Source organism: Gordonia sp. NPDC003950, from assembly GCF_053605205.1.
Map to the genome: position 1 here is coordinate 1 of NZ_JBSGIT010000003.1, position 25,212 is coordinate 25,212.

General features: G+C 66.4%; 20 protein-coding genes and 1 pseudogene. 11 read left to right on the forward strand and 10 right to left on the reverse strand.

Features of this window, described 5'->3' with window-relative positions; all coding sequences use genetic code 11:
• Positions 1–302: 302 nt before the first annotated feature.
• Positions 303–3,476: a P-loop NTPase fold protein gene (locus ACWETB_RS03110; RefSeq protein WP_452209228.1), complete on the forward strand. Its 3,174-nt coding sequence runs from the start codon at positions 303–305 to the stop codon at positions 3,474–3,476.
• 135 nt (positions 3,477–3,611) lie between these two features.
• On the opposite strand, the gene ACWETB_RS03115 is transcribed toward ACWETB_RS03110, so the two are convergent.
• Entirely contained in the window at positions 3,612–4,349 is a 738-nt protein-coding gene (locus tag ACWETB_RS03115; protein ID WP_452209230.1) for a GntR family transcriptional regulator, read from the reverse strand.
• Positions 4,306–4,738, reverse strand: a pseudogene (locus tag ACWETB_RS03120) (acyl-CoA dehydrogenase family protein); the annotation flags it as partial. The pseudogene ACWETB_RS03120 and the gene ACWETB_RS03115, both read right to left, overlap by 44 nt.
• Positions 4,739–4,843: 105 nt before the next feature.
• Here ACWETB_RS03120 and ACWETB_RS03125 point away from each other — a divergent pair.
• Positions 4,844–5,848 (forward strand): hypothetical protein, encoded by a 1,005-nt coding sequence (locus tag ACWETB_RS03125; protein WP_452209232.1) that lies wholly within the window; start codon positions 4,844–4,846, stop codon positions 5,846–5,848.
• Between the two features lie 13 nt (positions 5,849–5,861).
• Here the strand turns inward: ACWETB_RS03125 and ACWETB_RS03130 are convergent, their stop codons facing one another.
• A complete protein-coding gene (locus ACWETB_RS03130; RefSeq protein WP_452209234.1) occupies positions 5,862–7,085 on the reverse strand; it encodes a TetR/AcrR family transcriptional regulator in 1,224 nt (407 codons plus the stop codon).
• 187 nt (positions 7,086–7,272) lie between these two features.
• Between ACWETB_RS03130 and ACWETB_RS03135 the strand changes: the two genes are divergently transcribed.
• From ACWETB_RS03135 to ACWETB_RS03155, 5 genes are all read left to right on the forward strand, one after another.
• On the forward strand, positions 7,273–8,082 hold the full coding sequence (locus ACWETB_RS03135) for an enoyl-CoA hydratase-related protein (RefSeq protein ID WP_449743885.1): 810 nt from the start codon (positions 7,273–7,275) through the stop codon (positions 8,080–8,082).
• A 96-nt stretch (positions 8,083–8,178) separates the two neighbouring features.
• Positions 8,179–9,783 carry a fatty-acid--CoA ligase FadD5 gene (fadD5, locus tag ACWETB_RS03140; RefSeq protein WP_452209236.1) on the forward strand — a complete coding sequence of 535 codons (1,605 nt, stop codon included), beginning with the start codon at positions 8,179–8,181 and terminating at the stop codon, positions 9,781–9,783.
• Positions 9,784–9,991: 208 nt separating this feature from the next.
• Positions 9,992–11,122, forward strand: coding sequence for an NDMA-dependent alcohol dehydrogenase (locus ACWETB_RS03145; RefSeq protein WP_348804198.1), 1,131 nt, complete (start codon positions 9,992–9,994; stop codon positions 11,120–11,122).
• A 24-nt stretch (positions 11,123–11,146) separates the two neighbouring features.
• Positions 11,147–11,965, forward strand: a complete 819-nt coding sequence (locus ACWETB_RS03150) for a serine hydrolase domain-containing protein (RefSeq protein WP_449743774.1) — start codon at positions 11,147–11,149, stop codon at positions 11,963–11,965.
• A 141-nt stretch (positions 11,966–12,106) separates the two neighbouring features.
• Positions 12,107–12,625 carry a DUF3145 domain-containing protein gene (locus ACWETB_RS03155; RefSeq protein WP_348804196.1) on the forward strand — a complete coding sequence of 173 codons (519 nt, stop codon included), beginning with the start codon at positions 12,107–12,109 and terminating at the stop codon, positions 12,623–12,625.
• A gap of 82 nt (positions 12,626–12,707) precedes the next feature.
• Here ACWETB_RS03155 and ACWETB_RS03160 read toward each other — a convergent pair whose 3' ends face one another.
• From ACWETB_RS03160 to aceE, 7 genes are all read right to left on the reverse strand, one after another.
• The gene (locus tag ACWETB_RS03160) at positions 12,708–13,454 is read right to left on the reverse strand and encodes a hypothetical protein (RefSeq protein ID WP_452209239.1); all 747 of its coding nucleotides are present in this window, start codon (positions 13,452–13,454) and stop codon (positions 12,708–12,710) included.
• Between the two features lie 95 nt (positions 13,455–13,549).
• Positions 13,550–15,001, reverse strand: coding sequence for an acyl-CoA carboxylase subunit beta (locus ACWETB_RS03165; RefSeq protein ID WP_452209241.1), 1,452 nt, complete (start codon positions 14,999–15,001; stop codon positions 13,550–13,552).
• A 30-nt stretch (positions 15,002–15,031) separates the two neighbouring features.
• Positions 15,032–16,303 (reverse strand): KasA/KasB family beta-ketoacyl-ACP synthase, encoded by a 1,272-nt coding sequence (locus ACWETB_RS03170; protein ID WP_452209243.1) that lies wholly within the window; start codon positions 16,301–16,303, stop codon positions 15,032–15,034.
• Positions 16,300–16,605, reverse strand: coding sequence for a meromycolate extension acyl carrier protein AcpM (gene acpM, locus ACWETB_RS03175; protein ID WP_348804192.1), 306 nt, complete (start codon positions 16,603–16,605; stop codon positions 16,300–16,302). Before acpM ends, ACWETB_RS03170 begins: the two co-directional genes overlap by 4 nt.
• 131 nt (positions 16,606–16,736) lie before the next feature.
• On the reverse strand, positions 16,737–17,645 hold the full coding sequence (locus ACWETB_RS03180; RefSeq protein WP_348804191.1) for an ACP S-malonyltransferase: 909 nt from the start codon (positions 17,643–17,645) through the stop codon (positions 16,737–16,739).
• A gap of 195 nt (positions 17,646–17,840) precedes the next feature.
• Positions 17,841–19,112 carry a PucR family transcriptional regulator gene (locus tag ACWETB_RS03185; protein ID WP_348804190.1) on the reverse strand — a complete coding sequence of 424 codons (1,272 nt, stop codon included), beginning with the start codon at positions 19,110–19,112 and terminating at the stop codon, positions 17,841–17,843.
• Positions 19,113–19,438: 326 nt separating this feature from the next.
• Positions 19,439–22,390: a pyruvate dehydrogenase (acetyl-transferring), homodimeric type gene (gene aceE / locus ACWETB_RS03190; protein WP_452209246.1), complete on the reverse strand. Its 2,952-nt coding sequence runs from the start codon at positions 22,388–22,390 to the stop codon at positions 19,439–19,441.
• Positions 22,391–22,495: 105 nt separating this feature from the next.
• Between aceE and ACWETB_RS03195 the strand changes: the two genes are divergently transcribed.
• From ACWETB_RS03195 to ACWETB_RS03210, 4 genes are all read left to right on the forward strand, one after another.
• On the forward strand, positions 22,496–23,092 hold the full coding sequence (locus tag ACWETB_RS03195) for a hypothetical protein (protein WP_449743771.1): 597 nt from the start codon (positions 22,496–22,498) through the stop codon (positions 23,090–23,092).
• Between the two features lie 129 nt (positions 23,093–23,221).
• On the forward strand, positions 23,222–23,659 hold the full coding sequence (locus ACWETB_RS03200; RefSeq protein WP_348804187.1) for a DUF3052 domain-containing protein: 438 nt from the start codon (positions 23,222–23,224) through the stop codon (positions 23,657–23,659).
• On the forward strand, positions 23,656–24,186 hold the full coding sequence (locus ACWETB_RS03205; protein WP_452209249.1) for a peroxiredoxin: 531 nt from the start codon (positions 23,656–23,658) through the stop codon (positions 24,184–24,186). Before ACWETB_RS03200 ends, ACWETB_RS03205 begins: the two co-directional genes overlap by 4 nt.
• A gap of 117 nt (positions 24,187–24,303) precedes the next feature.
• On the forward strand, positions 24,304–25,194 hold the full coding sequence (locus ACWETB_RS03210) for an SGNH/GDSL hydrolase family protein (RefSeq protein ID WP_348804185.1): 891 nt from the start codon (positions 24,304–24,306) through the stop codon (positions 25,192–25,194).
• Positions 25,195–25,212: the final 18 nt, after the last annotated feature.

The following is a 25,212-nucleotide window of genomic DNA, read 5'->3' on the forward strand; positions in this document are numbered from 1 at the left end:
ACCACGCTGAGCAACTCCACTACGCTCACATGCGCACCCTCAATCCGGAGGAGGCACTCACAACCTGAGCTCTCCGGAAATGCCGGGATGGATCATCCTCCGACGACGAACTGGACGTGCTCAATGTCGCAGAGCTCCCTGGGCTTTCGGCTGTTTCGGGCAGAGATGACCAGATCCAATTGAAACCCACCGCCGCTGCCGATGTGGCGATCGGTCTACGGTTGAGGAAGAGTCATACAGCTGGACGTCACGCTGGCGCAGTTGCGGTATGGGGCACTTGGGGGCGCGTCGGGAGGGACGCGGTGCTGGCCACCGGCGGCAGGGGAAGTGCGATTGGGCTGTGGAACGCCGTGACTGGTACCCACCGCGAGATCCAAACCGGGCACATCAATGGGGTGTTGTGGGGAGAGTGGGGCTGTGTCGGCGGAGAGATGGTGCTGGCAACCGGAGGTGGAGGCGGAACCACCCGATTGTGGAACCCTCGTTCCTGCAATGACATACAAGTCCTGCACGGCCACACAGGTGGTGTTCTCTGGGGAGCATGGGGCGTCGTCGGTAGGGACGCAATCTTGGCGACCGGGTCTACAGACGGAAGTGTTCGGCTGTGGAGCCCATGTGATGGCAAGGCGGTTCATGTGCTCAAGGGCCGGGGCAGCACTCCGCTGTGGGGAGCATGGGGGAGGTACGGACAGGCCGTTGTTCTCGCGGTCGGTGACGACGATGGACACATCGACATCTGGGACGCGACCACCGGTGGATCGGTAGATTCTCTGACTGGTCACCGTGGCGCGGTGCTATGGGGTGCTTGGGGGCGTCGCGGCGGCGATACAGTCCTTGCCACCGGCGGAGATGATGCGACGGTCCGGGTTTGGGATCTCGTTTCGGTTGGTGAGGTTCAAGCCCTCCGCGGCCATACCGGTGGTGTTCTTTGGGGAGCCTGGGGTCGTCAGGGCCAGGAAATGGTCCTCGCGACCGGTGGAGGCGGAGGAACGGTCCGTCTGTGGGATCCGAACGACGGCACCGAACGTCATGTCCTGACGGGCCATACAGGTGGTGTTCTGTGGGGATCATGGGGCAGGATTGGAGATGAAACCACGCTCGCCACAGGTGGCCGTGACGGCTCCATTCGTTTGTGGGACACGCGAAACGGAGCCGTGCACCAGGAGCTCCGGGGACACTCGGGCGCAGTGTTGTGGGGCGGGTGGGCGGACGTGGGCGGAGGTGCACTTACCACCGGTGCGGCCGACGGTTCCGTCGAGATGTGGCGTGTCGTACGAGAGCGTTCGGTGCCGCGGTTACCCGGTTACCGTTCTGACGCGGTGTCCTCGTCGGACTCGCTCGGGCGGCGTACCGAAGCAACGGCGTTGGCCGAACTCATCACCTCTCGCACCGCCCGACCGCCGCTCGCGATCGGGCTGTTCGGTGAGTGGGGCGAAGGGAAGAGTCATTTCGTCCAGTTGTTGTCAGACGAGGTGACGTGCACGGCACGAAGCGGAAGCCCAACCGTTTCACATCAGAACGTGCGGCAGGTGTGCTTCAACGCCTGGCACTATGCCGAGGCTGACTTGTGGGCCAGTCTGGTGTCGGAGGTATTCACGCAACTCGCCAAGGGCGGACGGGACGGCAGTGTCGGCGACGATCAGCGTCAGCGGTCGCGTCTGGCCGCCGAGATCGTTGCCGAGCGCCGTCTCAACGAGCGCATCTCCGCCGAACGTGCTCGGTCGGCGGAGCTTCGATTGGCGCTGCGCAACCCTGCGCCCACCGATCATTTCGACGACCGACGCAGCCAACTCGCCGGCGCGATACCCGACCTGGGCGAAGGAGCCGTCGACGACGTGTACAGGTCGGTGGCCTGCACGCGACAGTGGTTCCGGGTGCGGCGACTGCAGGGTAAGCAACTGATTCGTGCCCTATCGCCGGCCTGGTGGGCTTGTGCCGCGTTACTACTCGTCGCGGTGGCGGGCGCGGTCGTGTTCCGCGAGCGGCTGGAGGCCGTGATCCTCGCTGCGGCCGGACTGGTTGTTCTCGCACGCCCGATGGTACAGAACTATCGCAGTGTCGAACGGCAGGTTCGCAACGCGCGGGCCCGAGTGCGTGACCTCGTGAGTTCTTGGAATCTTCAAACGCAGAGCGCGTTGGACGTCAGTGAGGCGAGAGTTGCCGCGCTGAACCGGGAACTCCAGGACCTGACCGCCGCCGGACAACTTGCCGGTGTCGTCACCGACCGACTCGCCGAGGGCGGATACCGCCAGTCACTGGGGTTGATGACCCGGGTTCGCGAGGATTTCGAGCATATGGCGACGATCTTGATGCGTGATGACGGAGATGATCCTCGCCGCCGGCAGGAGTTGGAGGCGCCCGATTCCGGCGGTGACGAGCTTCCCCGCATCGACCGCATTGTGCTCTATGTCGACGACCTCGACCGCTGTCCGCCTCGGCGAGTGGTGGACATGCTGGAGGCTGTACATCTTCTGCTCGCGGTTCCGCTGTTTGTGGTGGTTGTTGCAGTGGACCCCCGTTGGTTGTTGCGCTCTGTTGCCGCCCATTATCGAGACATCCTCGTCTTCAACGACTCTCATCCGACGGAGGCGCCGAGCGCTGCTACGGAGGACGACCACCACCGGTGGTCGTCGACCCCCGAACACTACCTGGAGAAGATCTTCCAGGTCGCCTTCACTCTTCCACCGCTCAGCGAGCATGGCTTCACCACCATGCTCGACGAACTTGTCGGCGTGCGAGCCGACATTGGATCGCAGACGACACCAGCCGCCGCGCTCGTCCGACAGCAGCGCTCGTCGCCGACGGAGTTCATCGACTTCCGCGACGCGTCGACGATCGATGGAAACGACCTGGATACGACTACTCAGCTACCTGACCCGGTCGTCGTCAACCGGATCGACCCTCTGGCGCTCGAGCCGGATGAACTCCAGTTGCTGCGATACTTGGGTCCACCGCTCATCGCCACGCCGCGGTCGGTCAAGCGGCTGGCCAACAGTTACGGGTTGCTCGGCGCCATCCGCAGGCTTGAGGCGGGCGACACTTCCGCTGCAAGGCGCCTGTCAGCTCTGGTACTGCTCGCCGCTGTAATCGGCTTTCCTCACTTGGGCCCTGGACTACTCACGTGTTTGCACCGAGAATGCAATGAGCGCAGCGGATCTCAGGATCCGGACCACGGCACGTGGCTGCAGTTCGTCGATTCTCTGCGCCCGATCTACGATCCGGAACGTTCGCGATGGTCCAATCAGGCCGAGGAGTGGATATCTTCCGCGGAAGCTCACGACTGGACGGTGTTGGTCGGCGCACTGCTCCGTACCGTTGATCGTGTCCGCGCCGATGGAACCCTGAATCTTCCCGATGATCTGGATGTCTGGGCGTCGTCGGTCGTCAGTGTCGGACGTCTCTCATTCCCGGCGGGCAATATCGTGACCCGCATGCATCGCGACCAAGCGACCACGGGACGGGGAGTGATGCCGTGAAGATGGGTGCTGTGGCCGTCGCCTTGGTGCGCGTCTGGTTTTCGCACACGCCGAACTCCCATCTGCACACAATGCATTCCATGCAGGTGGGAGTTCAGCGTGTATCTGCGCCAAGTTGGGTCGGCCGACTCGGCGTCAGTCCCAAATCCCCGTCTGCTCAAGGTGTTTGACGAGTCGCGCGGCGCCGTCGGTGAACTGGCGGCGGGTCTGGGTGATGATCTCGTCGTGGTTGCCCGATCGGTAGGCAGTCAGAAGTCGGTCGTGGCTGTCGACGGCGACCTCACCCCATTCGTGATCGGAGGCGTAAAGCTGGGTCGGGGTGTACCGCGTCGCCGACAACAGGAACCAGGCGAGTTTCTTGCCGGCCGCGATCAGGTTGTGGGTGCGGTGGAACTCGAACTCGGCGTCGGTGACCGCTGCGGTGTCGCCGGCGTCGACGGCCTCGCGGAGAGTGCGGTTGCACCACTCGAGTTCGGCGAGTTGTTCCTCGGTGATCACCTCGGCGGTGCGTAGGGCGAGTTTGACGGCGATCTCGCCCTGCAGCCAGAACAGGTCGTCGACGTCGATGCGGCCGAGATCGGACACCCGGTAGCCTCGGTGCGGTTCGAGGCTGACCATCCCTTCGCCGCGGAGGGTGAGCAGTGCCTCGCGGACCGGGGTGACGCTGACGCCGAGCCGTTCGGCGGTCTCGTCCAGACGGATGAACTCGCCGGGTCGGAAGTCGGCGGTCATGATCAGATGACGGAGATGGGCCGCCACCTCTTCGGACAACTGTGGTCGGCGCCGCAGGCGGGACCGGTCGGTCCTGCCTGCGGCTGCCTTCGGACGCTCAGGGTCCGAAGGTCTTGCCGATGATGTCGCGCTGGAGTTCATTGGTGTCACCGTAGACCGTCGAGATGATTGCGCCACGCACGAGGTGTTCCGCGGCGAACTCTGTTGCGTAGCCGTAACCGCCCATCATCTGCGCGGCTTCGGTGGTCATACGCTACGTCTCGGTGACCTTCAAACTCGGCCATCGGCGCCTCGCGGGGCAGCGGGCGATCAGCAGGATCGATGTGGCGAAGTGGGCGTTGGTACACCAGCTCTTCTGGCCGTTGATGATCCAGCCGCCGTCGACCGTCTCGGCGCCGCACGTCAGGTTGGCGTGTCCGAGTCGGGGTTCCGACACCGAGATCGACAGAGAATCCCCGTCGCGCCCGCGCTGAGCACTCCTTCTTGAGCTGCTCGTCGGCGAACTTCTGATGGGCGGTCGCGGTGATCAGGGGGGTGTGGGACACCGCGTCACGCCGGATCTCCCATCGCATCACATACATGTGATATCACTAGTGGTGATCGGCGCCACAGCCGCAGTCGCTACATTGGTGGCCATGCCCAAGTCCGCGCCTGCGCCCCGACGGCCGAGCCCCGCCGGTGACCCTGACGCACTGAATGACGCGATCGCCCCCGATGCCATCGACCCAGCCGCCATTGACCCAGCCGCCATCGACCCAGCCGCCATTGACGCCGACGGCATCGACCCCGACGCGCAGCCGTCGGAAACAGAGTCCCGCGACACCGAAGGGCGAGCGTCGGCCACCGATACCGCCGACGACGATGTGACCCCGCTGGACGGTCAGAGTTTCCTTGACGCCAATCGGCGCAACCGGGAACAGATCCGTGCCGACGCCGAGCGCAAGGCCGACAAGCGACGAGGACGCACCGTCGACCTGAAGAATACTGACGCGACGGACGAGACCGGCGGCGACGCGTCCGCCGAGGCGTCGTCCCAGGTCACCGATCCTGATCGGATTCCCCGCAAGATGGACGGCTCGTTGTCATCCGGCCCGCGGCGTCGCCGACGGAAGCTGCAGGTCGCGGGCAGCCGGCGGCTGTTCGCGCTGGTGGCAGCTCTGGTTGCGGTGGTGATCGCGTTGGCCGTGGCCACGGGTGTCCTGGCCTATCAACTCGCCGACGCGAAACAGGCGGCCGCCGCGGGACCGTCGAACGCCGACCGCGTCGCCGTCATCGACGCGGCCAAGCGGTACGCGGCGTCGCTGAGTACATACGACGCTGCCGATTACAACGATCTCGATCGCCGGATCCGGGAGGTGTCGACGCCCGCATTCGCCAAGAATTTCATCGCGTCGTCACAGGATGCCCGTGCCGGCAATGCCAACGCCAAGGCCGCGTCGACGGGCACCGTCGACCATGCCGGGATCGAGTCGATGAGCGATACGCATGCGGTGGTGCTGGTCTCGATCGATCAGAAGGTGACCTCACCCGAGGTGGCCAGTCAGGTGCCCGACGGGATCACCTATCAGTCACGGGCATCGGTCACCCTCACCCGTGAGGACGGTCGTTGGCTGCTCGACGGCTTCGAGGTCGACAACTAGCATCCCCACCAGTTCAGTTCTTCCCCAACAGGATTCGTACTCCGACCGCGGTGATCCGGTCGGCATCGGGCGCGGCGTTGTCGCGCACCAGGTCGGCGATGGCGGCCAGTTCCGCATGCACCAGGAAACGGGCGGCGGTGGCCGAGATGTCCGGACGCTCGCGGGTCACCCACGTCGCCCATTCCTCGACATTGAGGCGCTGGTGATGGCGCAGCGTGGTGCGGGTCGCGGTGCCGAGATGACCCACCTCCGTCTCGTATACGGCGATGAGTTGTGGATTGTTGCAACACAAATCGACGTATCGGCGCACCAGTTCGGTGATCGCCTCGCGGGGGGTGCGCGAGGCGGCGAGGGCGTCGGCGATGATGGCGGCCGTCCGGTCCTGTGCCCGTAGGAACGTTGCCTCGAGGATCGCGACCTTGCTCGGGAAGTAGCGATACACACCGGACGCGCCGACACCGGACGCCTGGCCGATGTCCTCGATGGTCACATCGTGAAAACCGTTCGCCGCGAACAGGTTGATCGATTGGGAGAGGATCGTCTCGCGGCGGGCGCTCGGCGCGAGGCCGGTCGGTTGACCGGCGCTCTTCGCCGGGCGGGGCAGATCCAGATCGACCAGACTCATCGCCGCGTCGCGCAGGAGCGACGCAACCTCGCGGGCCGGCAGCGACGCGCGGTGGGTGGCGGGGCTCGCCACCACACTGGTCATCGCCGCGGTCAACAGGTCGGCATCGTGGCGGTCGAGGTCGGCGCGCACGCCGACGAGGGCGCAGCGCAGGCGGCAGTGCTGGTTGATGACCACGCTGCGGACGTACTCGCGGTCCGCGCCGAGGAGATATCGCGACTCCCAGCGGTAGAGGCCACCGGTTCGGCGATTGTCGACGGCGGTCGCCGCGATGGCGGCGAGCAACCGTGCCAGTTCGGTCGGCGGATCGTCGGTGTTCACGTCGATGCCGTCAATCGCATCGGCCAGACGCTGCGCCAACGTCGACGTCGCCTCGGCGAACAGGGCGTACTTGTTCGGGAAGTGTCGATAGAGTGCGGGCGCCGAGACGCCCGCGGCCTCGGCGATGTCGTCGAGGCGTACCGCGTGATAGCCCCCCTCGCTGAATCGGCGCGCGGCGACCTCGATCAGGTGACGTCGACGATCGGCGGGTCGGCGTACCCGCTCCCGGCGCTGCGCCGACTCGGCCCGGCGCGGGTCGTCGGGGGAGTCAACAGAGCTGCGGACGGTCACACGGGTCAGCGTAGCCGGAGACCCGCTTCACCATCGTAATGACGGGCAAAGTTGCAAAAACTGCAGGCAAACGGGCCCTAGCAATCATATATGTTAACCAATATTCTCGTGATTCAGATCTCACCATGGTGTACGGTGAGCGCTGTGTGACCCGTGTTGACGCGGGTTGGGAAACGACGTCAGGGGAGTGGTGGGCGACAACATCAACGATGGTGAGGCGACCGGTGTCGTGGTCACGCTGGACGACGACGGCGTCGGCAGACTGACGATCTCGCGCCCCGAGCGGATGAATGCACTCGACACCGCGGCGAGCACCACGATCATCGACACGTTGCACCGCTGGGCCACCGACGACGCGGTGCGCGTCGTCGTGCTCGACGGTGCCGGCGGCAGTTTCTCCACCGGTGCCGACGTGACGTCGATGGCCGAGGGCGGGGCGATCGACGGATTCAGCAAGGCTCAGGCGCGCGGCATCATCTCCAACGGTTCTGACCTGGCCCGCGCCGTGCGAGCGGTTCCGGTGCCGGTGGTGGCCGCGGTGGACGGTGCGGCCGCCGGTATCGGTGCCTCGTTGGCGCTCTCGGCCGACCTGATCTATGCCACCGCGCGCTCGTATTTCCTGCTCGCCTTCATCAACATCGGACTCATGCCCGATGGCGGGGCGTCGATGCTGGTATCCGCCGCGGTGGGGCGGGCACGGGCCAATGCCATGGCCTTGCTCGGCGAAAAGCTGCGTGCGCCTGCGGCATTCGACGCGGGACTGATCACCGATGTGGTGGCCGACCGGGACGTGCTGGACGAGACCGTCGGCGCCGTGGTCGCCAAACTCGCTGCCGCCTCGCCGACCGCCCTGCGGCTGACCAAGGCGGCGCTCGACGCACATACGATGGCCGGATTCGAAGCGGCACTCGCCCGCGAACTGGACGGCCAGGCCACCTTGCTCCAATCTCCCGAATTCTCCGCGGCGCTCGCGGCATTCGCCGCCGCGCGTCACTGACTCCCGGTTGGACGCCCACGGCGTCTGACCCCGACACGCCCCGTTCGATCGACAACCGAGCCCCGTTGCTCGCCAAGCATGAAGGAGCCATCGCCGATGACTGCCACCCTCGACAACGACCAGGACCTGACCACCGAGCCGCTGCGGTCACGTCGCAATCACTGGAACAACCAGGTCAAGCGCCATGCCGCGATGAACCCGGACGGGGCCGCGCTGAAGTTCCTCGGCCAGGTCACCACCTGGAAGCAACTCGACGAGCGCTCCCGTTCCTTCGCGGCGGCGTTGAGCCGCCGCGGCGTCGGCTTCGGCGACCGCATCCTGCTGGTGCTGCTCAACCGCACCGAGTACGTCGAGGCCGTGATGGGCGCCAACCTCATCGGGGCCATCCCGGTGCCGGTCAACGTGCGGATGAGCCCGGCCGAGATCTCCTTCCTCGTCAGTGACAGCGGCGCGAAGGTCATCGTCACCGAGTCGCTGCTCGCGCCGCTGGCCGACGCCGTCGGTGCCGCGACCGGGGCCATCGAGCAGATCATCGTCGTCGGCGACACGGCCAACGACGCGCATCTGTCCTTCGAGGCGCTGGCGAACGAGGATTCCGCCGATCTCTCGGAGATCGACGTACCCGAAGAGACCATCGCGCTCATCATGTACACCTCCGGCACCACCGGAAAGCCCAAGGGCGCCATGCTGACCCACCAGAACCTGCAGGCGCAGGCGGTGACCTGTCTGCAGGCGCTGCACACCCGGACCGACGACATCGGTTCGTGCGTGGCACCGATGTTCCACATCGCCGGCCTCGGTGCGATGGCGCCGTTGATCTACATGGGTGCCCTGTCGGTCATCCACCCACTCGGCGCGTTCGACCCCAACGACATGCTCGACACCCTGGAGAAAGAGGGCACCACCTCGATCTTCCTGGTGCCCGCGCAGTGGCAGGCCGTCTGCGCCGCGCAGCAGGCACGTCCGCGTGACCTGAAGCTTCGCGTGATCAGCTGGGGTGCCGCACCCGCGTCGGACTCGGTCCTGAACGCGATGAACGAGACCTTCCCCGAGGCGCTCAACGTCGCGGTGTTCGGTCAGACCGAGATGTCGCCGATCACCTGCGTGCTCGAGGGTCGTGACGCGCTGCGCAAGCTGGGATCGATCGGCAAGGTGGTCCCGGCGGTGACAGCGCGCGTCGTCGATCCGGAGATGAACGACGTCGCCCCCGGCGAGGTCGGCGAGATCGTCTACCGCGGACCCAACATGATGAAGGGCTACTGGCAGAACCCGCAGGGGACCGCTGACGCGTTCCACGGCGGGTGGTTCCACTCCGGCGACCTGGTCCGTCAGGACGAGGAGGGCTTCCTCTACGTCGTCGACCGCGCCAAGGACATGATCATCTCCGGTGGCGAGAACATCTACTGCGCCGAGGTCGAGAACGCGCTGTTCGGCCACGACAAGATCGCCGAGGCCGCGATCATCGGTCGGGCACACGAGAAGTGGGGCGAGGTCCCGGTGGCCGTCGTGGTGCTCGCCGAAGGCGTGCACGACCTCACGCTGACCGATCTCGAGCCGTACCTGAACGAGAACCTGGCCCGGTTCAAGCATCCCAAGGACCTCGTCATCGTCGACGAGCTGCCCCGCAACGCCGGCGGAAAGGTCATCAAGCCGACCCTGCGGTCGAGTTACGGCAGCAAGGACGCCGGACTCTCCGACTGATCCGGATCGACATCCCGGCGTCGGTGGACGCGGTGCGCACGGAGAAAAACTGCAACACGTTACACACCAAAACTGAAACACGTTACAATTCTGACCGGAGGCGTGACACGGGTCACGCTGCCTGGTTCTGCTGGTGAGGAATCCGCCCCGGTCGCGTCTGACGTGGCCGGCAGTGGTGTTCCGGGCCGGTCACGAGTGGAGGTTCACGTTGAAGACCAAGGGCGCGCTGCTGCGCGAACTCAACAAGCCGTGGGAGATCGAAGAGATCGAGATCGGCGATCCGAAGGCACACGAGATCAAGATCCGGATGGAAGCGGCCGGAATGTGCCACTCCGATCATCACCTGATGACCGGCGGAATCCCGATGGCGGGGTTCCCGATCCTCGGTGGCCACGAAGGCTCCGGTGTCGTCGAGGAGATCGGTGAGGGCGTCACCGACTTCGAGGTCGGCGACCACGTGGTTCTGTCGTTCATCCCGTCCTGCGGCAAATGCCCGTCCTGTAGGTCGGGGATGGCCAACCTGTGCGACATGGGTGCCATGCTCCTGCAGGGAGAAGCGGTCTCCGACAACACCTTCCGCATCCACACGGCCCAGGGTGAGAACGTCTACCCGATGACGCTACTGGGGACGTTTGCGCCGTACATGGTGGTTCACGAGGCATCGGCGGTCAAGATCGACAAGTCGATCCCCTTCGAGGTCGCCGCGCTCGTCGGGTGCGGTATCCCGACCGGCTACGGCTCGTCGACCCGCAGTGGCGATGTGCGTCCCGGCGAGGACGTCGCCATCGTCGGCGTCGGCGGCGTCGGAACCGCGGCGTTGCAGGGTGCCGTCATCTCCGGCGCGCGCAACGTCTTCGCGATCGATCCGGTCGAGTGGAAGCGCGAACAGGCGATGAAGTTCGGTGCCACAAAGACATTCGCCTCGGTCGAGGAGGCCGCCCCGGCGATCGCCGAGATCACCTACGGCCACATGGCACACAAGGTGATCGTCACCGTCGGCGAGGTGCACGGCAAGGATGTGGACTCGTGGATGGGGATCACCGCCAAGGGTGGTACCTGCGTCCTGACCGGCATGGGCAACATGCTCGAATCCGACGTGACCCTCAACCTCGCGATGCTGACCCTGTTGCAGAAGAACCTGCAGGGCACCATCTTCGGTGGCGCGAACCCGAAGCTCGACATCCCGCAGCTGTTGTCGATGTACCGGCTGGGCAAGCTCAACATCGAGGACATGATCACCCGGCAGTACCGTCTGGATCAGATCAACCAGGGCTATCAGGACATGCTGGACGGCAAGAACATTCGTGGCGTCATCCGCTACACCGACGAGGATCGGTGAGTCGATCCGCGTACGCTGCGTGATGTGTCAGCACTCGATGCCCTCGCGCAGTGGCCGGTCGACCACGTGTCGGCGGCCTGTGTCAGCGGAAACCGGATAGTCGCCGAGTACGGCGACACGCACCGCGTCTACGAACTCGCCTCGGTCACCAAACTCCTGGTGGCCGAGGCGGTTCTCGTCGCGGTCGAAGAGGGCGCCGTCGAACTCGACGACGCCGCCGGACCACCCGGCGCCACCGTCGCACACCTGCTCGCCCACGCCTCGGGGCTGGCGTTCGACGGTCGCGAGGTGCAGGCGCCGGTGGGCACCGCCCGGATCTACTCCAGCGCCGGCTTCGAGGTGCTCGCCGAGACCGTCGAACAGGCGACCGACATCGCGTTCGCCGACTACCTCGCCGACGCGGTGTGCGCGCCGTTGGGCTTGTCGGCGACCGCGCTGGTGGGTCCGGCCGGCCACGGGGCAACCTCGACGGCGGCCGACCTCGGCGTGTTCGCCGCCGACCTGCTGTCGCCGCGACTGATCTCGACGGAGTTGTCGGCGTCGGCGACGTCGGTGTGGTTCCCCGGTCTCGACGGCTTCGTCCCGGGATACGGAAAGCACCGGCCCAACGACTGGGGACTCGGGTTCGAGATCCGGTCCCACAAGTCGCCGCACTGGACCGGGACGACCAACTCGCCGTCCACGTTCGGTCATTTCGGTCAGTCGGGAACCTTCCTGTGGGTCGATCCCGACCTCGATGCGGCGTGCGTTGTGCTCACCGACCGGCCGTTCGGCACCTGGGCGAAACCGCTGTGGAGCGAGTTCAACGACGCCGTCGTCGCCGAACTACGGGCGTCTCGTTGACCACATTGAACGCACGAATTATCACCAGGAACTAGCGCAACACGTGCATCGTCAGGCACAATTGAACGCAGAACTGTGATATCCGGTGTTGCGAGGTGTGTTGGGGAAGACGTTCCTCGTCGACAACCGGAGGTGAACAAGGTGCGCAATCTGAATCAGTTTGCGGACATGACGACAGGAGTGGTGTACATCCACTCGGCGCCGGTGGCGCTGTGCCCGCATGTGGAGTGGGCTCTGTCGTCGACCCTGAATGCACGCGCGAACCTGAAGTGGTCGGCACAGGACGCCGAGCCCGGTCTGCAGCGCGCCACTGTCGACTGGGCGGGCCCGGTCGGTACCGGCGCGCGTCTGGTGACCGCGCTGCGCGAGTGGTCGGCGCTGCGCTTCGAGGTGACCGAGAACGCCAGTGAGGGCGTCGACGGCGAACGCTTCTGCTACGTGCCCGGATTGGGTCTGTGGCGCGGTTCGATGAGCGCCAACGGTGACGTGATCATCGGTGAGACCCAACTGCGCGCCATGATCGAGTCGCAACCCGACAGCGCCGGCCTGGCCGGCGAGATCGAGTCGGCGCTCGGCACCGCGTGGGACAACGCCCTGGAAAACTACCGGATGGGCGGCTACGGCGCCGAGGTCACCTGGCTGGCGCAGCGGGTGGGCTGATCTTCGAACACCGACGAGGACACCATGTTTCGGCCCCGGGATGGATTGCCCGGGGCCGAAATGTGTCGGTGGGTGCCGGTGACTACGCCCTCGGTGTGAACTGGCCGACGAGGGCGCCACTGGAGCGGGCGTGGCGGACTGCGGCGTCGATACGGGTCACCGTCGTGGTGGAGAGCATCGGTACCGACCACGGACGCGAGAGAATGCCGATCAGGGTGTGCGAAGGGTTGTACACCGGGCTGCCGGAGTCGCCGTAGATCGCGAAGGCAAAGGTGTCGAACTCGACCGCGCTGACCCGATCGATCACCCCACACCGTTCACCCGGGAAGATCACTCCGGGACCGTATTTGCAGGCGATCTCGCCGAGATATGGTGCACCGATCCGGGTGGGATGGATCGGTGCACCGGGGACCGGACCCACGCGCACACCGGGATGCAGGCGGATCAGGGCGTAGTCGAGTTGATCGATCTCGGTGATCTGCGTACCGGGAACCCGCCGCGCGATCACCGTGCCGAGCTCCGCGGTCTGGTCGATGGAGCGGACGATCGATCCCAGACCGGCGCAGTGACCCGCGGTGAATGCGAGCTGTTGCCCGGTGCTGTCGTGTCCGGCGCCGGCGAGGACGCAATAGACCACCTGGTCGGGCTCCGGGGTGGCGGCGATGATGAGACCGGCACCCACCTGCGGGGGCGCGGGTGTGGTGGCGTGGGCCTGGGGAGCCGGGGACAACGCGACGAGTGCCGCCGACGCGCACGCCATGATCGCCATCAGGGTGCGAATACGGGCGGGTGTCGTCGTTGACATGTTGTTGCCTCGGGTGGTGCTCATCTGGGGTCAAGTGTAGGCCCTGAGGAAACGAACGCGCGTGAAAAAGACGCCATCGCAGCGTTTTTGGGTACTTAGACCTATCTGTGTGCCGGGTGCTACAGCGGAATGTTCTTGTGCCGTCCGCGTCGTGCCGGCGCGGCCGCGAGAGCATCAGCGATGATGCTGCGGGTGCGGCCGGGATCGATCACCTCGTCGACGACGCCGATGGACTGCGCTCGGCCGACGCCGCCGGCGAGTGCCTCGTGTTCGGTGGCGAGACGATCGTGCAGGGCGTCACGTTCGTGGTCGGGTGCGGCCGCGAGCGCCTTCTTGTGCAGGATGCCGACGGCGGCCTTCGCGCCCATCACGGCGACCTCGGAGCCCGGCCAGGCGAACACCGCGGTGGCGCCGAGGGCTCGGGAGTTCATCGCGATGTAGGCGCCGCCATAGATCTTGCGGGTCACCAGCGTGACGCGCGGGACGGTGCACTCGGCGAAGGCGTGCAACAGTTTTGCGCCGCGGCGGACCACGCCGTTCCACTCCTGCCCGACGCCGGGGAGGTAGCCGGGGACGTCGGTGATGACCACCAGCGGGACGCCGAAGGCGTCACAGAGGCGGACGAAGCGGGACGCCTTCTCGGCGCTTTCGGAGTTGAGGCAGCCGCCCATGCGCAGCGGATTGTTGGCGACGACGCCGACGCTGCGCCCGGCCAGCCGGCCGAATCCGATCACGATGTTGGGCGCCCATTTGGCCTGCAATTCTTCGAAACTCGAGATCTCGGTGCGGCCGTCGGGGGCAAGCCCGCCGTCGAGGAGTGCCTCGATGACCGGGTGCACGTCGTAGGCACGCCGATTCGATTCGGGCAGAAGGGCTTTGAGGTCGGTGTCGCGGGCCCGTGCGTGGGCGGGGTCGATGCTGCCCTGGGCGGTGAAGGTGTGCACCAGGCGCCGCGCCCGCCAGTAGGCGTCGGATTCGGAGTTGGCGGTGATGTGGCTGACACCGGAGCGTTTGCCGTGAGTCAGCGGGCCGCCGAGCGTTTCCATGTCGACGTCCTCGCCGGTCACGCTGCGCACCACGTCGGGACCGGTGACGAACACGCGGCCCTCGGGGGCCATGATGACGACATCGGTCAGCGCCGGACCATAGGCCGCACCACCCGCGGCGAAACCGACGACGACGGAGATCTGCGGGACGAATCCGGACGCGCGGACCATCGCCTCGAACACCCCGCCGACGGCGTGCAGCGCCTCGACGCCCTCGGCGAGCCGGGCGCCGCCGGAATGCCAGATGCCCACCACCGGAGCCTGTTCGGTGATCGCGGTGTCGATGGCTCCGACGATGTGGGCACATCCGACCACACCCATGGCACCGCCCATCACGGTGCCATCGGTGCAGAAGGAGACGGTGCGTACGCCGTGGACCAGACCGATGGCGGCCTGCACACCCGACTTGTCGCGGGGATGCAGCAGCGACATCGAACCCACATCGAAGAAGGTGGTCAGTCGCAACACGGGGTCGCGGGGATCGGCAGATCCCGATTGGCCGTCGATGGGGGCCAATATGCTCAACGCGTCGTCTCCTGTCGGACAGAGGTGGCGTCAGTACCGCCCGAATGCGATGGCCACGTTGTGTCCACCGAACCCGAACGAGTTGTTCACCGCGTAATCGATCTGACCCTTGCGGGCCTCACCGTGTACGACGTCGATCTCGCATTCGGGGTCCTGATTCTCCAGGTTGAGCGTCGGCGGGATGATGCTCTCCTCGACGCTCTTGATCGTCAGTACCGACTCCAGTGCACCGACGGCGCCGATGGAGTGGCCCAGTGCCGACTTCGGGGCGTACACCGCGGCGTGGTCGCCGATGGCCGCCTTGATGCCGACCGCTTCGGCGGTGTCGCCGATCGGGGTCGAGGTGGCATGCGCATTGACGTGAGCGATGTCGCTCTTGGTCAACCCGGCGGTCTGGATGGCGCGTGCCATCGCCCGTGCGTTGCCCTGACCACTGGGATCGGGGGCGACGAGATGGAAACCGTCGGAGGTGATCCCGGCACCGAGGACGCGTGCGTGGATGTGCGCACCGCGCGCCTTGGCGTGCTCTTCGCGTTCGAGGATCAACATCGCGGCGGCCTCGCCGAAGACGAAGCCGTCCCGGTCCTTGTCGAATGGACGTGAGGCCGCGGCCGGGTCGTCGTTGCGGGTGCTCATCGCGCGCATCATGGAGAACGCGGCGATGGGGATCGCGTCGATGTGACCTTCCACGCCACCGGTGACCACCATGTCGGCGTCACCCATGACGATGTGGCGCCACGCGTGCGCGATCGCCTCGGCACCCGACGAGCAGGCGGAGACGGGCGTGATCACGCCGGCGCGGGCACCGACGTTGAGTCCGACGACGGCAGCAGGTCCGTTGGGCATGGCCATCGAGACGGCCAGCGGGGAGACCTTGCGGTAATTGCCGGATTCCTCGATGGCCTTGACCGCGTCGACCATGGCGTCACCGCCACCCTGACCGGTGCCGAGCACGACGGCCAGGCGTTCCGGATCGACCTCGGGTTCACCGGCCTGCGCCCACAGGCGCTTGCTCATGACGTGTGCGATGCGCTCGACATAGGCCATGCGGCGTGCCTCGACACGGGTGACCTCCTCGGCGGGATCGGCCAGTAGCCGTCCACCGACGCGGCACGGGAGTTCGCCGTACTTCGTGACGAAGTCGTCGGTCAGCTCCCGGATGCCGGTCTTGCCGTCGAGGAGACCCTGCCAGGTTGAGTCGAGGTCGACGCCGAGGGAGGTGGTGGCCACCATCGAGGTGACCACCACGCTCGGGAAGTTCCCGCCCAGCGTGGAGTACTCGCGGAGGGAAGGCGAGCTCACGAGTTCTGTTCTGCCTCGATCTGGGCCTGGATGGCAGCAGCGGCTTCTGGGTTCTCGGCCTCGAGCTTCTGGATGTAGCCGACGGCGTCGCCGACGGTGCGCAGGCCCGCGAGGTCCTCATCGGGGATCTTCACGCCGTACTTGTCCTCGGTCTGCACGGCGATCTCGACCATCGACAGCGAGTCGATGTCCAGGTCATCGACGAACGACTTGTCCATCGTCACCTCGGACGGCTCGATGCCGGTCACTTCCTCGATGATTTCGGCGATGCCGGCGATGAGTTGTTCCTGGGTGGCAGCCACGTGGGTGGATCCCTTCTGAATTCGAAAGTGATGTGTAACTCCGGAGCACCATGCGTGCACGACGCACTCACACGTTGCTTGGACATCCGGCACGAAGCCGGATTTCCGGGGGTCGCGGTCAGCCGCGACCGCTATCCAAGTTCGATGACCTTCTCGATGTCCTCGGGTGCCTTCCACGCGACGGTGGGAGTGCCCTTCAGTTCACGCTTGGCGATGCCGGCGAGCGCGCCGGCGGGCGGTAGTTCGACGAGGGCGGACACGCCGTTCTCGCGCAGGTACGCCGAGCACAGATCCCACCGCACCGGGCGGGTGACCTGCGCGACCAGCTTGGCCAGGGCGTCGGCGCCGTCGGTGACCGGGCGGCCGTCGGAGTTCGACAGCAGGGTCCGGTCGGGGTCGGCGGGAGTGATGGCGGCGGCCGCCTCGGCGACTGCGTCCTGGGCGGGTGCCATGAAGTGTGTGTGGAAGGCGCCGGCGACCGCGAGCTTGCGGGTACGGGCCTTCTCCGGTGGGGCGGCGATCAACTCGTCGATCGCGGCGGCCTGCCCAGCGGCCACGATCTGTCCGGCCGCATTCCGGTTGGCCGGGACCAGCGAGAGCTCATCGAGGCGGGCGAGCACCACCTGCTCGTCACCACCGAGCACCGCAGCCATGGTGGTGTCCTCGAGAGCGCATGCCTTGGCCATCTCGCCGCCGCGGATGGCGGCCAGCTTCACGGCCTCGTCGGGACTGATGACGCCGGTGATGGCCGCGGCCGCCAGTTCACCGACCGAGTGGCCGGCGATGACGGCGTCGGCGGGGAGTTCACCGCGCTTGCGGTACTCCTCGTAGGCGAGCAGCGCCGCGGTGACCACCAGTGGTTGCGTCACCGCGGTGTCGGTGATCTCCTCCGCGGTGGCCGTGGTGCCGAGGCGAAGCAGGTCCAGACGGATCAGCTTCGACCAGATGGCGAGCTGGTCGCGCACACCGGGGAGCTCGACCCAAGGAGTCAGCATGCCGGGAGTCTGAGAGCCCTGACCGGGCGCAAGCATCGTGAGCACGTGACCAGAGAACACTGTTTGACCGCCCGATGGCGGTGTAGAGGTTTATGAACCTCAGAACAAGGATTTGTAGGGTTCCCACAAAGGTGACCGGTGCGCCACCCGCATCGTCATCACTCTGAGATTCGTTACACGAACGTGTCCTTTGGGCGTCTGCCAGCAGAAATGTGGAAACAGGGGTGTGGCAAATGTTTCTCAAGTGGCTGCAGACGATGATTCGTTCCTGAAGTGTGTCAAACGACCCACCGTTGCGGCGACACGTAAGACGTACCCGTCGCGAGGGTTAGTTGGATCACGTCCTGTGACTTCTGCAATTTTCTTCAGTCGGTACCGAACAGTATTTGGATGGATGTACAGTTCGCGCGCGCAGGCCTCGACCGACCCCCCGGAGTCGAGGTACGCCTCGAGGGTGGTGTTGAGGACGGCGCCGCCGTGGGCGAGCGGGCGAACCAGGGTGTCGATGAGCGTGGCAGTGGCCGACGCGTCGCCGTTGAGGGCCCGCTCGGGAAGCAATTCGAGACTGTGCACCGGTCGCGGGGCGCCCGGCCATCCGACGACTGCGGCGATGCCGGCCATCGCCTCGGTGGCGCTGGTGTGGGCCGTTCCGAGATTGGGCATGGTGGGACCGATGACGACGGGACTGTCGGCGAAATGCCCGAGCAGAGCGGTCGTGAACGGGTCCGTCGGCCGGATCGCGCCGCTCACGATGGTCACCAGGGTACTGCCCTGAACCACCGAAAGTGCCGCTCGCTCATGGGCTTTGGCGGTGTTGTGAATGGCCAGCGGCACCGAGACGTTCTGTTCGGGTGGCGGCGCGCCGATGATCACCGTCGCCGGCGCGTCCGAATCCCAGTTGAGTGCCGCGGCCCGCGACATCAACTGTGGACCGGTGTCGCCGCGGATCACCGCGTCGACGACGAGGGCCTCGAGGCGAGAATCCCAGGCACCGCGTGACTCGGCCGCCGAGGCGTAGATGGCGGCCGCGGCGAAGCCGATCTCGCGCCCGTAGCGCAACACCGACTCGGTCAGGGCGCGCAGCTGGGCGTCGTTGCGGGCCAGCAACGGGAGCCATTTCTCGAAGAACTCCATCGCCACACGGACCATCTCGACGGTCTGCAGCAGCGTGATCCGGCGGGCGAGGTCCTGCGGGACCACCTGAAAGGCCTGCACGGTGAACTTGACGTTGCCCTCGGGATCTTGAATCCACTCGACGAAGTTGACCACCGCGGTCTGCACCACGAGCTGCACGCTGGCGCGTTGTGCGGCGTCGAGATCGGCGAAATACGGGAGCTGATCTTGCATCGAGTGCACGGCCTCGGTCGCGAGGCGACCGCTGTACTGCTTGACCCGACGCAGCAGGGTGTCGGGCAGTGCGTCGTGCACGGTCGCCGGTGCCGGAACGTGGGCGCCACGCTCACCGAAGACGTCGGTGGGTGGGGGCGTCTGGTTGGCGCGCGCGTCGGACATCTCTTCAATGTAGGCGGTGCCATACGTCCGACCGACCAGTCGCGGTGATCGTCATACTCGTCACCCGCCGTGAGCATCGACATCGACATGCATTCGGCCGGGAGTTCACCGCCGAGACCATGATCGCCGAACGACTCGACTACCTCGGCGAGGACCCCGACGATCTGGACGATCTCGACCCGATCACGCAGCGGATGATCGACGAGCTCACCACCGCCTTCGCGGCGAACCCACCGCTACCTGACCACCTGACGACGACCGCGGTGAGGGCGGTCATGACTGCCCTCACCGCGACGCATCGGCCTGCCGAGAACTCGGAGTGGCAGCTACGCGCTGCCGGTGTCGGCGAAGGACACCTGCGCGGCGGTCACGTCGGTGATCTTGTACTTCTCGGCGGCCTGCGCGGCCACCGAGGTGTCGATGTGGCCGTCGCGGGCCAACGCGACCAGCACGCCGACCACGATCGACTCGGCGTCGACGTTGAACACACGCCGGGCGGCCGGGCGGGTGTCGGAGAAGCCGAAGCCGTCGGTGCCCAGCGTCAGATAGGTGCCCGGGACGTAGGCGCGGATCTGGTCCTGGACTCCCCGCATGTAGTCGCTGACCGCGACGAACGGGCCGTCGGACTGCCCGAGGACCTTGGTGACGTAGGCCTGTCCGGGGTCGTCGGCGGGGTTGCGGACCGCGGCCTTGTCGACCTTGACACCGTCGCGGGCGAGTTCGGACCACGACGTCACCGAGTACACCGCGGCACCGACGTTCCAGTCCTCGGCGAGCATTCCCTGCGCCTTGAGGGCGTCGGGCATCGTCACGCCGGAGACCAGGATGTTGGCCGGGTACTGCTTACCCTCCGGTGCCGAGGCGAACTTGTAGATGCCCCTGAGGACACCCTCGACGTCGAGATCCTCCGGTTGCGCCGGCTGACTGATCGGCTCGTTGTAGACGGTGATGTAGTAGAAGATGTTCTCCGGCTGCTCGCCGTACATCCGCTTCAGACCGTCGGCGATGATGTGGCCGAGTTCGAACGCGAACGCCGGATCGTAGGCGACGACCGCCGGGTTGGTGGCCGCCAGCAGCGGCGAATGGCCGTCGGCGTGCTGCAGTCCCTCACCGGTCAGGGTGGTCCGCCCCGCGGTGGCACCGATGACGAAACCGCGGGCCATCTGATCCCCGGCCGCCCAGAAGCTGTCGCCGGTCCGCTGGAACCCGAACATCGAATAGAAGATGTAGAGCGGGATCATCGGCTCGTCGTGGGTGGCATACGACGTGCCGACCGCGGTGAACGATCCGGCCGATCCGGCCTCGTTGATGCCCTCGTGCAGGATCTGACCCTCCGAGCTCTCCTTGTAGGCGAGCATCAGTTCGGCGTCGACCGAGGTGTAGAGCTGGCCGTTGCGGTTGTAGATCTTGAGCGTCGGGAACCAGGAGTCCATCCCGAAGGTGCGGGCCTCGTCGGGGATGATCGGTACGATCCGCTTGCCGATCTCCTTGTCGCGCAACAACTCCTTGAAGATGCGGACCAGTGCCATGGTCGTCGCCACCTGCTGCTTGCCCGAACCCTTGCCCGCGGTCTTCAGTGCGCCGCTGACGTCGGGTTTCAGCGCCTTGGCCTTGGTGCGGCGCACCGGCAGGAAACCGCCGAGCTGCTTGCGTCGGTCGAGCATGTACTCGATCTCCGGGGCGTCCATCCCGGGGTGGTAGTACGGCGGCAGGTAGGGATCTTTTTCGAGCTCGGCGTCGCTGATCGGGATGCGGGTCGAGTCGCGGAAGGCCTTGAGGTCGTCGAGGGTCAGCTTCTTCATCTGGTGGGTCGCGTTGCGGCCCTCGAAGTGCTTGCCGAGCGTGTAGCCCTTGATGGTGTGGGCCAGGATCACCGTCGGCTGCCCCTTGTGGGCCATCGCCGCGGCGTAGGCGGCGTGGATCTTGCGGTAGTCGTGACCGCCGCGCTTGAGCTTCCAGATGTCGGCGTCGCTCATGTTCTTGACGAGTTCCTTCGTGCGCGGATCGCGGTTGAAGAAATGCTCACGGACGAACGCGCCGTCGTTGGCCTTGTAGCCCTGGAAGTCGCCGTCGGGGGTGGTGTTCATCAAGTTGACCAGGGCGCCGTCGCGGTCGGCGTGCAGCAGCGCGTCCCACTCGCGACCCCAGATGACCTTGATGACGTTCCAGCCGGCGCCACGGAAGAAGGACTCGAGTTCCTGGATGATCTTGCCGTTGCCGCGGACCGGTCCGTCGAGGCGCTGCAGGTTGCAGTTGATGACGAAGGTGAGGTTGTCCAGGCCCTCGGTGGCCGCGAAGCTGGCGAAGCCGCGCGATTCGGTCTCGTCCATCTCGCCGTCGCCGAGGAACGCCCAGACATGCTGGTCGGCGGTGTCCTTGATGCCGCGGTCGTGCAGGTAGTGGTTGAAGCGCGCCTGGTAGATCGCGTTCATCGGGCCCAGGCCCATCGAGACCGTCGGGAACTGCCAGAAGTCGGGCATCAGCCGGGGGTGTGGATACGACGGCAGTCCGCCGCCCTCGCCGGCGTGGCTGTGCTCCTGGCGGAAACCGTCCATCCGCTCGGGGCCGATGCGGCCCTCGAGGAAGGCCCGCGCGTAGATGCCGGGGGAGGCGTGTCCCTGGATGAAGATCTGATCGCCACCGCCGGCGTGATCGATCCCGCGGAAGAAGTGGTTGAAACCGACCTCGTAGAGGGCGGCCGACGACGCGTACGTCGAGATGTGGCCGCCGACGCCGACACCCGGACGCTGGGCGCGATGGACCATGATCGCGGCGTTCCAGCGCAGGAAATTGCGGAAGCTGCGTTCCACCTGCTCGTCGCCGGGGAACCACGGCTCGCTCTCGGTCGGGATGGAGTTGACGTAGTCGGTGGAGGTCAGCGACGGGATCGCCACACGGCTCTCGCCGGCGCGCTCGAGGAGGCGCAGCATCAGATAGCGGGCGCGGGCCGGGCCCTGTTCTTCGACGAGCTTGTCGAAGGACTCCAGCCACTCACTGGTCTCGTCGGGGTCGATGTCGGGCAGATACGAGGCGACGCCCTCGCGGATGACGCGCACGCGGGGTCCCTGCGGCCTTCCGGAGGCCGCCACGCCATCGGTCGCACTGACGTCCGTGGTCGCCTGCTCGGTCGTCGCTGCACGCTCGGTCGTCTCTGCCTGTTCGGTCACGGTGATGCCTACTCCTCGATCGGGGCCGGGACGGGGTGGTGCCCGGCAGTCGATGACACGCGGGCTCCGCGCGGCGAATGGTTGTCGACGCTGACGGAATCCGTTTCCCATCGTGCCCCATGACGGTGCGGTTGGCACCGGCTGCGTCGGTTTCGGCATGAACCCACTGACCTGCGGTAGCGTTCGACTTCGATTACCGACGAGTAAGGAGAGGCTGTGCGCCATCAACGGGTTTACCCGGGTGCGTCGCGGCGGGTGCGTCTGTTCGTGGCGTGCGTTTGCTCGGGTGCTCTGCTGATGGTGGGTGCCTGTGCGACGACGGTCCCGGGCTCGCCGGGCGCCGACTCCGACGAGGTCTCCCTGTATTCGTCGGAGCAGTCCGCATCGGCGGTGGCCGCGCAACGCGAGTCGACGGTGGCGCTGTGCCGTCAGGCGATGTCGTCGATGGTGGTGATGGTGCGCGGCTACAACACCTTCGTCGACAAGCTCAATGACGTGCAGTCCTACGATCGTGTCGGCGACCTCGACGACCGGGCGCGGGCCAGTCTCATCGCCGGTGCCGATCAGATCCGGGCCGAGGTCGCGGCGTCGATTCCGGCGACGGTAACCGACCCCGTCAACGCCTTCCTCGCCAGTTCGGATCGACTCGGCCAGGCGATCGCCCGTCGAGAGTTGGTGGGCCTCAACCCGATTGCCGATACGTGGACGCGTGACAAGCAGTCCGTGCTGACGGTGTGCGCCCAGTATCTGCCCACGCCGCCGGGCTTGTCCGGCGTGTCGAGCGCCGCCGCGACGCCGACGCCGACCCGCTGACCCGGTGTGTGACGGGCATGAGGAAATCGCCGTGTCCGCGAATTCATCTCGGTGAACCACCCCTTGGTGCACTACGCTGATTCCAAACAGCCGACAGGCACACACTCACACCTCAGGAGGTCTCGCGCGGTGGTAGCCGCCTCAGGGAGCACTGGCTCCGACGGCAGCAGTGCACAGAAGCTGGGGTTCGACCCCGGCATGGTGGTCCAGGAATTGGGTTGGGACACCGACACCGACGACGACCTGCGGGCCGACATCGAGGACGCAATCGACGCCGAGATGCTCGATGAGGACGCCGATGACGTCATCGACGTGGTGGTGTTGTGGTGGCGTGACGATGACGGTGACCTGGTGGACCGGTTGATGGATGCCATCACCCCACTCGCCGACGACGGGTACGTCTGGGTGTTCTCGCCGAAGACCGGCAATACCGGTTACGTCGACCCGAGCGAGATCGCCGAGGCGGCGCCGACCGCCGGACTGACGCAGACCAACGTGGTGAGTTTGGGGGACTGGTCGGGTTCTCGTCTGGTACAGCCGAAGTCGCGAGCCGGCAAGCGGCAATGAGCGATCCGGCCCTCCACGACGCCGACAGCCTGGCCTCCGACGTCGCGGTCGGGGACCGGCGTGCCCCCCTGGAGGTCGGTGATCTCGCACCGGACTTCGAACTGCGTGATCAGAACAATCAGCGGGTATCCCTCTCGCGACTGCTCGGTGAGGGTCGCTCGGTGCTGATCGTGTTCTTCCCGTTGGCGTTCACCGGGACCTGCCAGGGCGAACTCGGCTACATCCGCGACCATCTCCCGCAGTTCAGCAATGACGACCTCACCACGGTTGCCGTGTCGGTCGGGCCGCCACCGACACACAAGGTGTGGTCGTCCACGCAGGGATTTCTCTTCCCGATCCTCTCGGACTTCTGGCCGCACGGTGCCGTCGCGCGGGCCTACGGGGTGTTCAGCGCCGAGCGTGGATACGCCGATCGCGGCACCTTCGTGGTCGACGCGGACGGACGGATCGTGTTCGCCGACGTCGTCGGGCCGGGGGAGGCGCGCACCGAGGCGGTCTGGGACCGCGCCCTCGCGACGCTGGGTTGATCCCGGGCTCGGGCGTCCCGGTTCCGTCCGGTCCGGATCTCCTCGGTTCTTGACCAACTCGTAGCCCGCCAGATGTTGCGACAGAAGTGACTGGTGTAGTTCAGTGTGACTGTTGTGATGAAATTTTTCCGTTCTCAGTTCACTCGTCACCGGATCATCGCCAGGGGTGGTCTCGGTGCGATCGGTGCCGGCGTCGCGCTGGCCGTGCTCGGCACCGGACCTGCCGGCGCCGCGCCGCTCGATGACCTCTCCGGGATTCTCACCCAGCTGCCGAGCGGGTCGTCGACGACGGATCTGCCGGGTCTGCAGGATCTGCCGGGCGTGGTCGACGGGCTCCTCGGGACCCTGCAGGGAACCACGCCGGAGGGAATCACACAGCGGGGCGAGGGCACCTCACGGTGTACGACGGTGATCCAGATCGGTGACTCGACATCGGTGGCCGCCGACAATGCGGCGATGCTGCCCACCGCCGGGGACACCGCGACCGCGCAATACCGCCGGATCGGTGCCACCAAGGTCACGGTCGACGCGGTGAGCGGCCGGGCCGTCGTGGGCGGACCGTCACCCGACGCCGAACACGCCGTCGCATCGCGTCTCGCCGCCGGTGAGCGCGGATGCTGGGTCATCGCGATGGGTGTCAACGATGCCGGTGCCATCGCCGGTGGCGGGATCGGGGCCGCCGAACGGATCGATCGCATCATGACGCAACTGCAGGGCCAGCCGGTGCTGTGGCCGACGGTGACCTCATCCCACCCGAGCAACCAGGCCTTCGGTGCGGCCGCGATGGCCACCTTCAACACCGCGCTGCGCGATGCGACCACCCGATACGGCAATCTCGCCGTCTACGACTGGGCCGGACACGCCGGTGCCGACGACTTCGGTGGCGACGGTATCCACTACACCGCGGCCGGAACCGCCGAGCGCAACCGCGGGTTCGCCGATGCCTTGTCGGTCGCTTATCCACCCGGTGCGGGCGCCACCCCGTCGACCCGGTGGGTGACCGGCTGACCGGTCGGCGGGTCCGGG

Bases quoted from the DNA above. Each gene is read 5' to 3' on its own strand.
- ACWETB_RS03115 (WP_452209230.1), bottom strand. From the start codon at position 4,349: ATGAACTCCAGCGCGACATCATCGGCAAGACCTTCGGACCCTGAGCGT.
- ACWETB_RS03125 (WP_452209232.1), top strand. From the start codon at position 4,844: ATGCCCAAGTCCGCGCCTGCGCCCCGACGGCCGAGCCCCGCCGGTGAC.
- fadD5 (WP_452209236.1), top strand. From the start codon at position 8,179: ATGACTGCCACCCTCGACAACGACCAGGACCTGACCACCGAGCCGCTG.
- ACWETB_RS03160 (WP_452209239.1), bottom strand. From the start codon at position 13,454: ATGAGCACCACCCGAGGCAACAACATGTCAACGACGACACCCGCCCGT.
- ACWETB_RS03185 (WP_348804190.1), bottom strand. From the start codon at position 19,112: ATGTCCGACGCGCGCGCCAACCAGACGCCCCCACCCACCGACGTCTTC.
- aceE (WP_452209246.1), bottom strand. From the start codon at position 22,390: ATGGGAAACGGATTCCGTCAGCGTCGACAACCATTCGCCGCGCGGAGC.
- ACWETB_RS03205 (WP_452209249.1), top strand. From the start codon at position 23,656: ATGAGCGATCCGGCCCTCCACGACGCCGACAGCCTGGCCTCCGACGTC.
- ACWETB_RS03210 (WP_348804185.1), top strand. From the start codon at position 24,304: ATGAAATTTTTCCGTTCTCAGTTCACTCGTCACCGGATCATCGCCAGG.